Genomic DNA, 12,909 nt, shown 5'->3' with positions numbered 1-12,909 from the left:
TGCCCGCGGCGGCCGGGCCGAACAGCGGCGCGGCCTCGGCCGGTACGGGCTGGCCGGTGGCCCGCGCGCGGCGCAGCACCGACCAGTAATACCGGTAGCTCGCGCGATCGTGCAGCGTATCACCGTGGCGCGTCGGCCCCCAGTCGGCGGCCTGCGCGGCCAGCAGGATCTCGGCGGCCAGCGCGACCTCGTCGGTACGCGGCGCGAATGCGTCGACGATCGGGCGGATCTGCGCGGGGTGGATGCTCCACATCCGCGTGAAGGCGAATTCGTCGCGCGCGCGGCGGGCATCGGCGGCGACGACGCTCATGTCGCGCACCTCGGTCGTCACGTTGTGCGACGGCGTCTTGCCGTGCGCGTGGCAGGCCGCGGCGATTTCCAGCTTCGCGCGGCGCACGAGCGGGTGCTCGAACTGGCCGGGCGAGCGCATCGCGGCATCGGGAATCGCGCCATGGTGCGCGGAGACGAAATCCATCAGCCCGAAGCTCAGCGTGCCGACCGTCGGCAGCGCGGCGAGGGCGGCCGCCTGCGCGAGCGCGCCGTGCGTCTCGACCAGCACGTCGACCGGGATCGGCTGCGCGATGCCGAGCTCGCGGCGCGTGCCTTCGATGAACGCGGTCATTTCGGCTGCGTCGGCGGCACTCGCGATCTTCGGGAGCGTGATGTAGGCGGGTGCGCGCGACGCGCGCAGCACGATGCGCACGTCGTCGCGCCAGTGCGGATGGGAAAAGTCGTGGATGCGGACGCCGACGCGGCCGAAGCGGTTTTCGTCGCTGCCGAGCATGTCGGCGACGAGTGCCGCGTGCGCGGCTTCCTGGCCGACGGCCGCGCCGTCTTCGCAGTCGAGCGTGATGTCGAACACGGGGCCCGTTTCGGCCTGCAGCGCGAGCGACTTGCGCATCAGCTTTTCGCTGCCCGCGTAGTGATCGCAACAGGGCAGGACCGCGGGCGGGGACGCCCCGTCGTACAGCACTTGTGCAGGAGTGAGCGCAGCCATCTCGTCTACGTCAGGGAAGCGGGTCAACGTGGAGAAAATCGGATTCGGGCGCGTTCTGGGCCGGTGCGCGGCGGGCGCGGGGCGGCAAAACGGGCGCGGATCGGATCGTTCGGCAGGGCCGGCGGCTGGCGCCGGCCCGGGCCGGAACCGGGCGGCCCGAGAGCCGCCCGGCAAAGGCACGTGATGCTTAGTTCTTCAGCAGGTGGGCAACGCCATCGCGCTCTTCGAGCAGCTCGGCCAGCGTGCCGTCCATCTTCTCGCGCGAGAAGGCGTCGATTTCCAGGCCTTCGATGCGCTTGTACTCGCCGTTTTCGCACACGACCGGCACGCCGTAGATGATGTCTTCGGGAATGCCGTACGAGCCGTCCGACGGGATGCCCATCGTGACCCACTTGCCGTTCGTGCCGAGGACCCAGTCACGCACGTGGTCGATCGCCGCGTTGGCTGCCGACGCCGCCGACGACAGGCCGCGCGCTTCGATGATCGCCGCGCCGCGCTTGCCGACGGTCGGGATGAACGTGTCGCGGTTCCACACGTCGTCGTTGATCAGCTTCAGCAGCGATTCGCCTTCGGCGGTCGCGAAGCGGAAGTCGGGGTACATCGTCGGCGAGTGGTTGCCCCACACGGCGAGCTTCTCGATCGATGCGACCGGCTTGCCCGACTTCGCTGCGAGCTGCGACAGCGCGCGGTTGTGGTCGAGGCGCAGCATTGCCGTGAAGTTCTTCTTCGGCAGATCCGGCGCCGACTTCATCGCGATGTATGCGTTCGTGTTCGCCGGGTTGCCGACGACCAGGACCTTCACGTCGCGGCTGGCGACTTCGTTCAGCGCAGCACCCTGAACCGTGAAGATTTCAGCGTTTGCCGACAGCAGGTCCTTGCGCTCCATGCCCTTCGAGCGCGGACGTGCGCCGACCAGCAGTGCGACGTCGGCATCCTTGAATGCGACCTTCGGATCGTCGGTGATCACGACGCCCGCCAGCAGCGGGAACGCGCAATCGTCGAGTTCCATCACGACGCCTTTGACGGCGGCTTGGGCTTGCGGGAGGTCGAGCAGTTGCAGGATGACCGGCTGGTCCTTGCCGAGCAGGTCGCCGTTCGCGATGCGGAACAGCAGGGAGTAAGCGATTTGACCTGCGGCGCCGGTGACGGCAACGCGCTTTGCGGGCTTAGCCATTGAAAATCTCCAGGACGGGTGAAGCGTTGGACGCTAGCGAAAACGCCATTCTATGCGCGTTGTGCGTAGCGTTGCATTGAAGCAGGGCGGAGGACTCGCGATGGCAGACGCGGTGAACCTGGAGACGGCCGTGGCACGTAGCCGGGGACGCGCTTTTGCACCCGCGAACCCTTGCTCGACCGGGAGTGTAGGAGCCGTCACGCGCAAAGTCAAACGGTATCATATGTCTTATATAAGACAGATGTTTTGCGGAAATTGAGTGGACGAAAAAGTGCGGTTTGTGATGAAATGCGCGCCATGACATCGAACCAGGCGAATACCGCGAATCAGACCGGCGCAGGCGGCCCAGGGCAGCCGGGCGCGAGCGATCCCGCACCTTCGCCTGCGGCGCCGCCGTCGCCGACGTTCAGCCCGTTATACCAGCAGATTAAGTCATTGATCACGCAAAGTCTCGAATCCGGTGAATGGAAGCCGGGCGAGATCATCCCGAGCGAGGTGGAGCTCGCGGCCCGCTACAAGGTCAGCCAGGGCACCGTCCGCAAGGCGATTGACGAACTGGCCGCGGAAAACCTCGTGGTCCGGCGGCAGGGCAAGGGTACTTTTGTTGCGACGCACAATGAAGATCGCGCGCAGTTCCGCTTCCTGCGCCTGCTGGCCGACGACGGTGCCGAGCATCCGCACGTGAGCCGCCTGCTCGAATGCCGGCGCCTGCGCGCGCCGGCCGAGATCGCGCGGCAGCTCGACCTGAAGCCGGCCGATCCGGTCGTGCAGGTGCGCCGGCTGCTGGAGTTCGAGAACGAAGTGACGGTGCTTGACGAGATCTGGCTGCCGGGTGCGATGTTCCGCGGGCTCACGTTCGAGCGGCTGAGCGAGTACAAGGGGCCGCTCTACGCGATGTTCGAGACGGAGTTCGGCACGCGGATGATTCGCGCGACGGAGAAGATCCGCGCGGTGGCGGCGGAGCCGGCGGTGGCGGACCTGCTGCACGTGCCGGCGGGTTTTCCGTTGCTGTCGGTCGAGCGCGTGTCCTATACATATGGTGACCGGCCGGTGGAGGTGCGTCGCGGCTGGTATGTCACAACCGGGTACTACTATCAGAATGACTTGAGTTGACGGAGTTTCGGCTCAAGCCGAGTGCGTTCGCGTTTCCCACGCTCGCGAAGCACGTTTCGGGCCGCCTTTTGTTCTAGTTCGCGCAACTATCCAGAGCAGACTTTCGCTGCAGCGCGATATAAAAAGGCGCTAAAATCGCGGATTAGTGTGACAACATAGTAGGGGTCTAGCATGACTGATGCAGTAAGAAAGCCGAGGCCGGAATACCGGAACATCGGATTCGCCGATATCACGATGAAATATCGCATGCCGCTGGCGGCGATATTGTCGATTCTCCATCGAGTCAGCGGCGCGCTGCTGTTCTTGTTCCTGCCGTTCCTGCTGTTCCTCTTCGACCAGAGCCTCACGTCCGAGCTCAGCTTCGAAGTCTTCAAGGCTTTCCTCTCCAACATCATCGTCAAGCTGATCGTCCTCGCACTGTCGTGGGCCTTCTTCCACCATTTCTGCGCCGGCATTCGCCACCTGCTGATGGACGTCAACCACGACGCCGTCACGAAGGAAGGCGGCAAGCGGACGGCAGTCGTCGTCTTTGTCGTCTCGATCGCGCTGACGATCGCCATGGCACTCAAACTGTTCGGAGCATTCTAAGAAAATGGCAGCCAATAACCGAATCGGCTCGAAGCGCCTCGTCGTCGGCGCACATTACGGCCTGCGCGACTGGCTTGCGCAGCGCATCACCGCCACGATCATGGCGGTCTACACGGTCATTCTGCTCGTCCTGTTCTTCGGCGCGCACGATTTCTCGTACGAAGGCTGGGCATCGATCTTCGCCGCGCAATGGATGAAGCTCGCGACCTTCGTGATGCTGCTTTCCCTCTTCTACCACGCATGGGTCGGCGTGCGCGACATCTGGATGGACTACGTGAAGCCCGTCGGTGTGCGCCTGCTGCTGCAATCGCTGACCATCGTCTGGCTGCTCGCATGTGCGGGCTACGCCGCGCAGATTCTCTGGAGAGTGTAAAGAATGGCTGCAATCAAAACTAATCTCCCGCGCCGCAAGTTTGACGTCGTGATCGTCGGCGCGGGCGGCTCCGGCTTGCGCGCAGCGCTGCAACTGTCGCGCGCGGGCCTGTCGGTCGGCGTGCTGTCGAAGGTGTTCCCGACGCGTTCGCACACGGTGGCCGCGCAGGGCGGTATCGGTGCGTCGCTCGGCAACATGAGCGAAGACAACTGGCACTTCCACTTCTACGACACGATCAAGGGCTCCGACTGGCTCGGCGACCAGGACGCGATCGAGTTCATGTGCCGTGAAGCGCCGAACGTCGTGTACGAACTCGAGCACTTCGGCATGCCGTTCGACCGCAACGCGGACGGCACGATCTACCAGCGCCCGTTCGGCGGCCACACCGCGAACTACGGCGAGAAGCCGGTCCAGCGCGCATGCGCGGCCGCCGACCGGACCGGTCACGCGCTGCTGCACACGCTGTACCAGCAGAACGTCGAAGCGAAGACGCAGTTCTTCGTCGAATGGATGGCGCTCGACCTGATCCGCGACGCGGACGGCGACGTGCTCGGCGTGACGGCCCTCGAGATGGAGACGGGCGACGTCTACATCATGGAAGGCAAGACGACGCTGTTCGCGACGGGCGGCGCAGGCCGGATCTTCGCGGCATCGACCAACGCGTTCATCAACACCGGCGACGGCCTCGGCATGGCTGCGCGTTCGGGCATCGCGCTGCAGGACATGGAGTTCTGGCAGTTCCACCCGACCGGCGTGGCCGGCGCGGGCGTGCTGATCACCGAAGGCGTGCGTGGTGAAGGCGGTATCCTGCGCAACGCGAACGGCGAGCGCTTCATGGAGCGCTATGCACCGACGCTGAAGGATCTGGCGCCGCGTGACTTCGTGTCGCGCTCGATGGACCAGGAAATCAAGGAAGGCCGCGGCGTGGGGCCGAACAAGGATCACGTGCTGCTCGACCTGTCGCACATCGGCGCCGAGACGATCATGAAGCGTCTGCCGTCGATCCGCGAAATCGCGCTGAAGTTCGCGAACGTCGACGCGATCAAGGAACCGATCCCGGTCGTCCCGACGATCCACTACCAGATGGGCGGCATCCCGACCAACATCCACGGCCAGGTCGTCGGCACGTCGCGCGGTCACAAGGATCCGGTCAACGGCTTCTACGCAGTGGGCGAATGCTCGTGCGTGTCCGTGCACGGCGCAAACCGCCTCGGCACGAACTCGCTGCTGGACCTCGTGGTGTTCGGCCGTGCGGCCGGCAACCACATCGTCGAGCACGTGAAGAACCAGAAGGAACACAAGCCGCTGCCGGCCGATGCAGGCGAATTCTCGCTGGCGCGCCTGGCGAAGCTGGACAAGTCGACCTCGGGCGAATACACGCAGGACGTCGCGAACGACATCCGTTCGACGATGCAGAAGCACGCAGGCGTGTTCCGCACGTCGGAGCTGCTGAAGGAAGGCGTCGACCAGATGGCCGGCCTGAAGGCGCGCGTGGAAAACATCCACCTGAAGGACAAGTCGAAGGTGTTCAACACCGCGCGCGTCGAAGCGCTCGAGCTGGAGAACCTGATCGAAGTGGCCCGCGCCACGATGGTGTCGGCGGAAGCGCGCAAGGAAAGCCGTGGCGCGCACGCACACAGCGACTACGAACACCGCGACGACGAGAACTGGCTGCGCCACACGCTGTGGTACAGCGAAGGCGATCGCCTCGACTACAAGCCGGTTCAAATGAAGCCGCTGACGGTCGACTCCGTGCCGCCGAAGCCGCGCACGTTCTAAGCCGAGTCAAAGGAATCCGAAATGGCAAAACGCATTTTTGAAGTCTACCGCTACGATCCGGACAAGGACGCAGCGCCGCGCATGCAGACGTACGAGCTCGAGATCCAGCATGAGCGCATGCTGCTCGACGCACTGGTGAAGCTGAAGGCACTGGACGAGACGCTGTCGTTCCGCCGTTCGTGCCGTGAAGGCGTGTGCGGTTCGGACGCGATGAACATCAACGGCAAGAACGGTCTCGCGTGCCTGACGAACCTGAACGACCTGCCGCAGAAGATCGTGCTGCGTCCGCTGCCGGGCCTGCCCGTCGTGCGCGACCTGATCGTCGACATGACGCACTTCTTCAACCAGTACCACTCGATCAAGCCGTACCTGATCAACGACGCGCCGCCGCCGGAGAAGGAACGCCTCCAGTCGCCGGAAGAACGCGACGAGCTCGACGGCGTGTACGAGTGCATTCTGTGCGCGAGCTGCTCGACGTCGTGCCCGAGCTTCTGGTGGAACCCGGACAAATTCGTCGGCCCGGCCGGCCTGCTGCAGGCTTACCGCTTCATCGCGGACAGCCGCGACACCGCTACCGGCGAGCGTCTCGACAACCTGGAAGACCCGTACCGTCTGTTCCGTTGCCACACGATCATGAACTGCGTCGACGTTTGCCCGAAGGGCCTGAACCCGACGAAGGCGATCGGCAAGATCAAGGAACTGATGGTCCGCCGCGCGGTTTAAGGCCGGGCTGCAATGAGCGACGATTCGCATCAATCCGACCCGCACCGTCGCGCGCGCCTTCGCTGGCGCGCGCGGCGGGGTCTGCTGGAAAACGACATCGTATTCGAGCGTTTCTTCGGCAGATACGAGCATGACCTCACCGATGCAGACGTAGGCGCGTTGTCGCGCCTGCTCGATCTGAGCGACAACGACCTGATGGACTTGCTCCTCGCGCGCAAGGAACCAGAAGGCGACCTAGACAGCCCGGACATTCACCGGCTGTTGGAGATGCTGCGCAACGTGTAACGCCAAGGTGTGACACGTTGTGCCCGTTATCGAATCCCGTTTCTTTATTTCGATTGAGGATGTGCCATGACTCCGTCTGATGTTAAAGCCACGCTATCGTTCAGCGACAACTCTCCGAGCGTCGAAATGCCGATCTACAAGGGCACGATGGGCCCGGACGTGATCGACATCCGCAAGCTGTACGGCCAGACCGGCAAGTTCACGTACGACCCGGGCTTCATGTCGACGGCAGCTTGTAATTCGGCGATCACGTACATCGACGGCGACAAGGGCGAGCTGCTGTACCGCGGCTACCCGATCGACAACCTCGCGCAAAACGCGGACTTCCTCGAAAGCTGCTACCTGCTGCTGAAGGGTGAACTGCCGAACGCAGCGCAGAAGAAGGAATTCGTCGACACCGTCACGAAGCACACGATGGTGCACGAGCAGATGCACTTCTTCTTCCGTGGCTTCCGCCGCGACGCACACCCGATGGCGATCCTGGTCGCCGCAGTCGGCGCGCTGTCGGCGTTCTACCACGACTCGCTCGACATCAACGATCCGCGTCACCGTGAAGTGTCGGCGATCCGCATGATCGCGAAGCTGCCGACGCTCGTCGCGATGGCCTACAAGTACAGCATCGGCCAGCCGTTCGTGTATCCGAAGAACTCGCTGTCGTACAGCGCGAACTTCATGCACATGATGTTCTCGAACCCGTGCGAAGAGTACAAGGTCAACGACGTGCTCGTCCGCGCACTCGACCGTATCCTGATCCTGCACGCCGACCACGAGCAGAACGCATCGACGTCGACCGTCCGCCTGGCCGGCTCGTCGGGCGCGAACCCGTTCGCATGTATCGCGGCCGGTATCGCGTGTCTGTGGGGCCCGGCGCACGGTGGCGCGAACGAAGCCGCGCTGAACATGCTCGAGCAGATCGGTTCGCCGGACAACATCCCCGAATTCATCAAGCAGGTGAAGGACAAGAATTCGGGCGTGAAGCTGATGGGCTTCGGTCACCGCGTGTACAAGAACTACGACCCGCGTGCGAAGCTGATGCGCGAAACGTGCTACGAAGTGCTGAACGAACTGGGCCTGCACGACGACCCGCTGTTCAAGCTCGCGATGCAGCTCGAGAAGATCGCGCTGGAAGACGAATACTTCGTGTCGCGCAAGCTGTACCCGAACGTCGACTTCTACTCGGGCATCGTTCAGCGCGCGCTGGGCATCCCGACGTCGATGTTCACGTGTATCTTCGCGATGGCACGTACGGTCGGCTGGATCGCACAGTGGAACGAAATGATCGGCGATCCGGAGCAGAAGATCGGCCGTCCGCGTCAGCTGTTCATCGGCGATACGCCGCGCGAAGCGAAGCCGCTCAACGCACGTTAAGCCGTGTGTGGCGCGAACGGCCGGCAGGCCGCTCGCGTCGGGCAATCGCAACGCCACGACACCCCGACGGGTCATCCCGTCGGGGTGTTTTCATTTGCGCGCCGGATCGGCGCGATGCTCCAGCGACGGCGGGCGTGTGTCGAGTGCGGGCGCGTCGTCATCGGGCGCGTGGCCGTGCCGCACGAAGAACTGCCGGTAGGCGCCGGGCGTCATCCCGCGTGCGGCGAGGAACTGGCGGTTGAAGTTCGCGGCATTCGGAATGCCGCAGCGCGCGGCCACGGTCGCGATCGGCCAGTCGGTGCCGACGAGATGACGGCACGCGTGCGCGAGCCGCAGCCGCTGCACGTAGCGCCCGACGCTTTCGCCGAGATGCCGGACGAACAGGCGCTGCAGCGTGCGTTCGGACATGTGCGCAGCGGCGGCAAGCGCGTCGATGCGCAGCGGTTCGTGGAAGTGCCGGTCGATCGCGTCGAGCACGCGGTCGAGGCGCTCCGCTTCGGGGGCGGCCGAATCGGCGTGCGGTGTCGTGCGTTCGCTCCGGTCGTACGCGTGCGCGGTGGCGAGCGGCTCGCCGCCGGCTTCCGCGAGATCGGCGAGCGTGTCGAGCGCGGCCGCGAGCCTGGCGCGCGGCGACGGATCGAGCAAGTGCGGCAGCCGCGCCCGCATCGCGCGGGCTGTGTCCGTGTCGAAGCGCAGGCCCGATGCGGCACGCCGCAGCAGCGAACGCAGCGGCGCGTATTCGGGGCAGCAGTCGGCCAGCCGCCGCACCCAGTCGCCGTCGAACCAGATGACGACCGCGACCTCGGGCGCATCGCGATCGATGCGCGCGTTCGACGACCAGGTATGCGGCAGGTTGGGCGGCACGAGCACCAGGTCGTCGTCTGCGTAGTGCGCGACGTGATCGCCGATGAAGCGCCGGCCGCGGCTGTTGAACGTCAGCGTCAGTTCGTACTCGGGATGGCGATGCCATTCGAACGGAATGCGCGCGAGCTGGCGGTGATAGACACGGATCGAACAGCCGGGGGCGAACGTCACGTGCTCGTACTGCGGTTTCATCGCGGCCTCCGGGAGAGGGCGGGCATCGCGCCATGGCATGATCGAGGGCGATCGTCACGACGGAGCAATGCCATGTTTTCACATGTTTGCGTGGGCGTCAGCGATACCTCACGCGCCTACGATTTCTACGCGCCGCTGTTCGCGGAACTCGGGCTGCGCCTGAAATTCCGCGAGCCGGACGGCTGGACGGGCTGGATGCCGGCCGACGCCGACCGGCCGCTGTTCTTCTTCGGCCAGCCGCTCGACGGCCGCGCGCCCGAACCGGGCAACGGCCACACGATCGCGTTCGTCGCGCCGACGCGCGCGCACGTCGATCGCTGCCACGCGCTCGCGCTGCGCCACGGCGGCACCTGCGAAGGGCCGCCGGGCCTGCGGCCGGACTATCACCGCGATTACTACGGCGCCTATTTCCGCGATCCGGACGGCAACAAGCTGTGCGTGGTCTGTCATCGTCCCGAGTGATCCAGGGTTGTCAGGATTGTATCGATAGTTGGCCGGATAACGGTGATCTCGGCTGCGCACCGGCCGTACGCTGACGGCACATCACGACACCTGTCAGCGAGGAGACCACGATGCAACTGACGATTGACGACCTGCCTGCGGCGATTCGCGACGCCAAAAAGCGGCTGCGCGCCGACCTGCCCGGTTATGCGGCCACGTTTCGCGAGCTGGAGGGCGACATCGCGCGGCAGGTCGACGCGATCCGCCGCGCGCATGCGCATGGTCACGACGTGATTCCGGTGGTGCCGTTCGCGGACATCGCGGGCGGGACCGTCGATCCGCGCGCGGTGGCAGCGATCCGCACGCATGGCGCGGTCGTGATTCGTCGCGTATTCGATGCGCGGCAGGCGCGCGACTGGAACGACGAGATCGGCGCGTACCTGGACGCGAACCGCTTCACCGAGCGGCTCGATGCGCGCGCCGAGGATCGCTATTTCGGCAACCTTGCGTCGGGCAAGCCGCAGATCTACGGCGTTTATTGGTCGAAGCCGCAGGTGGCTGCGCGCCAGTCGCCGGCACTGACGCAGGCGCGCGTGTTCCTGAACCGCCTGTGGCGGCACGCCGACGGCGGGCGTACGCACTTCGATCCCGACCAGGTGCCGGCCTATGCGGACCGGATTCGCCGCCGCCCGCCCGGCTCGACGTCGCTCGGGCTGTCGCCGCATGTCGACGGCGGTTCCGTCGAACGCTGGCTCGGCGCGAACTTCCGCCAGGTCTACCGTCACGTGCTGGCCGGCCGCTGGCGCGATTACGACCCGTTCGATGCAGCGTTCCGTCCGGACGTCGAGGAGATTCCGTCGCCGGCCGTGTGCTCGATGTTCCGCACGTTCCAGGGCTGGACCGCGCTCACGCCGCAGGGGCCGGGCGACGGCACGCTGCAGTTGATCCCGGTTGCGAACGCGATGGCCTATGTCGTGCTGCGCGCGCTGCAGGACGATGTCGCCGACGACGACCTGTGCGGCGTGCGTCCGGGTCGCGCGCTGTCGATCCGGCCCGAATGGCACGCACTGTTGCTCGATGCGCTGGTGCCGATCCCGCACATGGAGCCGGGCGACGCGGTGTTCTGGCACGGCGACGTCGTGCACGCGGTCGAGGATGCGCACCGCGGCAGCGGCGACAGCAACGTGATGTACATCGCGGCCGCGCCCGGTTGCGCGAAGAACGACGCGTACCTGCTGCGCCAGCGGGCCGCGTTCCTGCGCGGCGAGAGCCCGCCCGATTTCCCGGCCGACCATTTCGAGGTCGAATTCGACGGACGGGGCGGGGAGGGCGATCTCTCGGCGCTCGGCCGTTCGCAGATGGGGTTCGGGCCGGGCGCTTAGCCCGCGTCGCACGGGAAAGCGGCCGTTCGCCACGCGGTGAACGGCCGTCTGCCGAATCCGCTGCGGGCTGCGCGCAATTCGACGCAATCGGCTGTCTGCGCAGCCGAAATCGACGCGAATTGCGCAATTTGGCTTCCGATAATGGTCCGGACACAACGCAGCCGCCCCGTGTGCCGCACGGGTGTGGCGCTGACCATGGAGGAGTCGATGCAATTCACGCAAGCGATCGTTCGCCGCCCCGCGCCGTCCTGTGGCGCGGGCCTGACCACTGCCGAGCTCGGCGCGCCCGACTACGACAAGACGCTCACGCAGTTCCACGCATACTGCGACGCGCTGCGCACGCTCGGCGTCGAGCTGACCGAACTGCCGCCGCTGGACGCGTTTCCCGATTCGCACTTCGTCGAGGACGTCGCGGTCGTGACACCGGAATTCGCGGTGATCACGCGCCCCGGTGCGCCCGCCCGGCGCGGCGAGACGGCGCACATCGAAACGGCGCTCGCCGCGCATCGCGACCTGCTGCCGATGCAGGACGGCCGTCTCGACGGCGGCGACGTGATGCTGGTCGGCAAGCGCTTCTACATCGGCCTGACGGGCCGTACCGACGCCGAAGGCATCGCCGCGTTCGAATCGCTCGTGTCGCGCTACGGCTATTCGGTCGTCGCGGTGCCGGTGGGCGCCGGCCTGCATCTGAAGTCGGTCGTCAACGCGCTCGGCGACGACACGCTGCTCGTGACCGAAGCGCTGGCCGCGCATCCGGCATTCGCCGACTATCGCCGGATCGCGATCTCGGCCGCCGACGAATACGCGGGCAACACGCTGCGCGTGAACGGCACGCTGATCACGCCGGCCGGCTACCCGCGCGTGCACGACGCGATCGCGTCGCTCGGGCTGCCGCTGCACGTGATCGATACGAGCGAGTTCCGCAAGATGGACGGCGGCCTGACCTGCCTGTCGCTGCGGTTCTAGCCGATTGGCGCGCGGCCGCTTCGGCCGGATAATGTGGCCCCCGCGCGGAACAGGAAACGTTCCGCGCACCAGCCACGACCCGACCGGAGCGAACGCGGATGACCGACAAGAAGATGCAGCTCGACAAGATCGATCTCCGGATCCTCGACATCCTGCGTACCGACGGGCGCATTTCCTACCGGAAGCTGTCGGAGCTCGTGAACCTCACGCCGCGGCCTTGCCAGGCGCGCGTGGAGCGGCTCGAGGCGCTCGGCGTGATCGAGGGCTACCGTGCGGTGATCAAGGCGCCGCGCGCGACCAAGCCGATCGTCGTGATCGCGCAGATCGTGCTGGCCGACCACGGGCGTTCGCAGGCGCCGTTCGAAGACGAGATGCGTGCGAATCCGGCCGTGCTCGATTGCTGGCTCGTGAGCGGCACGTTCGATTTTCTCGTACGGCTCGCGTGCGAGGATCTCGACGAGTACCGGCGGATTGCGAACGTGTGGCTGGAAAGCCCGCGATTCCGGATCGAGAAGATCGTGACGACGGCCGAACTGCAGGCGATCAAGCGCACCGTCGTGTGAGGCGGCCGGCCGGGAAGGGCCGGTTTCGACGCGAATGACCGGGCCTGACGATTTGTATTCCGAATCAAATTGTCCGGCCCGAATCCAATCAGGGTGAACAC

Annotated in this window: 14 protein-coding genes; 11 read left to right on the top strand and 3 right to left on the bottom strand. The window is 65.7% G+C overall.

All coding sequences use genetic code 11. The annotated features are described in order from the left end of the window. Together ABY44_RS12395 and ABY44_RS12390 are read right to left on the bottom strand one after the other, a co-directional pair. Positions 1-997: HpcH/HpaI aldolase/citrate lyase family protein (locus tag ABY44_RS12395; RefSeq protein WP_431641252.1), on the bottom strand; the 997-nt coding region annotated here is incomplete at its 3' end. A gap of 187 nt (positions 998-1,184) precedes the next feature. Next, positions 1,185-2,171 (bottom strand): malate dehydrogenase, encoded by a 987-nt coding sequence (locus ABY44_RS12390; RefSeq protein WP_027791119.1) that lies wholly within the window; start codon positions 2,169-2,171, stop codon positions 1,185-1,187. 288 nt (positions 2,172-2,459) lie between these two features. On the opposite strand from ABY44_RS12390, the gene ABY44_RS12385 reads away from it, so the two are divergent. The 7 genes from ABY44_RS12385 (at position 2,460) to gltA (ending at position 8,400) form a co-directional block, all read left to right on the top strand. Then, a complete protein-coding gene (locus ABY44_RS12385) occupies positions 2,460-3,284 on the top strand; it encodes a GntR family transcriptional regulator (RefSeq protein WP_034196031.1) in 825 nt (274 codons plus the stop codon). Between the two features lie 171 nt (positions 3,285-3,455). Next, entirely contained in the window at positions 3,456-3,872 is a 417-nt protein-coding gene (gene sdhC, locus ABY44_RS12380) for a succinate dehydrogenase, cytochrome b556 subunit (protein WP_021158703.1), read from the top strand. A gap of 4 nt (positions 3,873-3,876) precedes the next feature. Beyond that, complete coding sequence (gene sdhD / locus ABY44_RS12375; protein ID WP_011355745.1) at positions 3,877-4,245, top strand: succinate dehydrogenase, hydrophobic membrane anchor protein; 369 nt, start codon at positions 3,877-3,879, stop codon at positions 4,243-4,245. Positions 4,246-4,248: 3 nt separating this feature from the next. Then, positions 4,249-6,024 carry a succinate dehydrogenase flavoprotein subunit gene (gene sdhA, locus ABY44_RS12370; RefSeq protein WP_027791121.1) on the top strand — a complete coding sequence of 592 codons (1,776 nt, stop codon included), beginning with the start codon at positions 4,249-4,251 and terminating at the stop codon, positions 6,022-6,024. A 21-nt stretch (positions 6,025-6,045) separates the two neighbouring features. Next, positions 6,046-6,747, top strand: a complete 702-nt coding sequence (locus tag ABY44_RS12365) for a succinate dehydrogenase iron-sulfur subunit (protein WP_006479352.1) — start codon at positions 6,046-6,048, stop codon at positions 6,745-6,747. A 12-nt stretch (positions 6,748-6,759) separates the two neighbouring features. Then, positions 6,760-7,032, top strand: coding sequence for a succinate dehydrogenase assembly factor 2 (locus ABY44_RS12360; RefSeq protein ID WP_011548107.1), 273 nt, complete (start codon positions 6,760-6,762; stop codon positions 7,030-7,032). Positions 7,033-7,098: 66 nt separating this feature from the next. After that, on the top strand, positions 7,099-8,400 hold the full coding sequence (gene gltA / locus ABY44_RS12355; protein WP_049097329.1) for a citrate synthase: 1,302 nt from the start codon (positions 7,099-7,101) through the stop codon (positions 8,398-8,400). A gap of 90 nt (positions 8,401-8,490) precedes the next feature. Here the strand turns inward: gltA and ABY44_RS12350 are convergent, their stop codons facing one another. Then, positions 8,491-9,456, bottom strand: coding sequence for a helix-turn-helix domain-containing protein (locus ABY44_RS12350; RefSeq protein WP_060173154.1), 966 nt, complete (start codon positions 9,454-9,456; stop codon positions 8,491-8,493). A 72-nt stretch (positions 9,457-9,528) separates the two neighbouring features. Here ABY44_RS12350 and ABY44_RS12345 point away from each other — a divergent pair, with 72 nt between their 5' ends. From ABY44_RS12345 to ABY44_RS12330, 4 genes are all read left to right on the top strand, one after another. Then, complete coding sequence (locus ABY44_RS12345; protein ID WP_060173155.1) at positions 9,529-9,918, top strand: VOC family protein; 390 nt, start codon at positions 9,529-9,531, stop codon at positions 9,916-9,918. Between the two features lie 110 nt (positions 9,919-10,028). Then, positions 10,029-11,279, top strand: a complete 1,251-nt coding sequence (locus tag ABY44_RS12340) for a DUF1479 domain-containing protein (protein WP_431641249.1) — start codon at positions 10,029-10,031, stop codon at positions 11,277-11,279. Between the two features lie 207 nt (positions 11,280-11,486). Continuing rightward, entirely contained in the window at positions 11,487-12,245 is a 759-nt protein-coding gene (locus tag ABY44_RS12335; protein ID WP_060173157.1) for a dimethylarginine dimethylaminohydrolase family protein, read from the top strand. A 98-nt stretch (positions 12,246-12,343) separates the two neighbouring features. Continuing rightward, complete coding sequence (locus ABY44_RS12330; protein ID WP_059684359.1) at positions 12,344-12,808, top strand: Lrp/AsnC family transcriptional regulator; 465 nt, start codon at positions 12,344-12,346, stop codon at positions 12,806-12,808. Positions 12,809-12,909: the final 101 nt, after the last annotated feature.

The organism is Burkholderia sp. ZZQ-2 (genome assembly GCF_050768715.1).
In the GTDB taxonomy this organism is placed as follows: domain Bacteria; phylum Pseudomonadota; class Gammaproteobacteria; order Burkholderiales; family Burkholderiaceae; genus Burkholderia; species Burkholderia cepacia.
Note: the sequence above shows the minus strand (reverse complement) of the source record. Positions and strands in the feature narration are given on the sequence as shown.

Coding starts and splice junctions, on each gene's coding strand:
- ABY44_RS12390 (WP_027791119.1), bottom strand. CDS start 2,171: ATGGCTAAGCCCGCAAAGCGCGTTGCCGTCACCGGCGCCGCAGGTCAA.
- ABY44_RS12385 (WP_034196031.1), top strand. CDS start 2,460: ATGCGCGCCATGACATCGAACCAGGCGAATACCGCGAATCAGACCGGC.
- sdhC (WP_021158703.1), top strand. CDS start 3,456: ATGACTGATGCAGTAAGAAAGCCGAGGCCGGAATACCGGAACATCGGA.
- sdhD (WP_011355745.1), top strand. CDS start 3,877: ATGGCAGCCAATAACCGAATCGGCTCGAAGCGCCTCGTCGTCGGCGCA.
- sdhA (WP_027791121.1), top strand. CDS start 4,249: ATGGCTGCAATCAAAACTAATCTCCCGCGCCGCAAGTTTGACGTCGTG.
- ABY44_RS12365 (WP_006479352.1), top strand. CDS start 6,046: ATGGCAAAACGCATTTTTGAAGTCTACCGCTACGATCCGGACAAGGAC.
- ABY44_RS12360 (WP_011548107.1), top strand. CDS start 6,760: ATGAGCGACGATTCGCATCAATCCGACCCGCACCGTCGCGCGCGCCTT.
- gltA (WP_049097329.1), top strand. CDS start 7,099: ATGACTCCGTCTGATGTTAAAGCCACGCTATCGTTCAGCGACAACTCT.
- ABY44_RS12350 (WP_060173154.1), bottom strand. CDS start 9,456: ATGAAACCGCAGTACGAGCACGTGACGTTCGCCCCCGGCTGTTCGATC.
- ABY44_RS12345 (WP_060173155.1), top strand. CDS start 9,529: ATGTTTTCACATGTTTGCGTGGGCGTCAGCGATACCTCACGCGCCTAC.
- ABY44_RS12340 (WP_431641249.1), top strand. CDS start 10,029: ATGCAACTGACGATTGACGACCTGCCTGCGGCGATTCGCGACGCCAAA.
- ABY44_RS12335 (WP_060173157.1), top strand. CDS start 11,487: ATGCAATTCACGCAAGCGATCGTTCGCCGCCCCGCGCCGTCCTGTGGC.
- ABY44_RS12330 (WP_059684359.1), top strand. CDS start 12,344: ATGACCGACAAGAAGATGCAGCTCGACAAGATCGATCTCCGGATCCTC.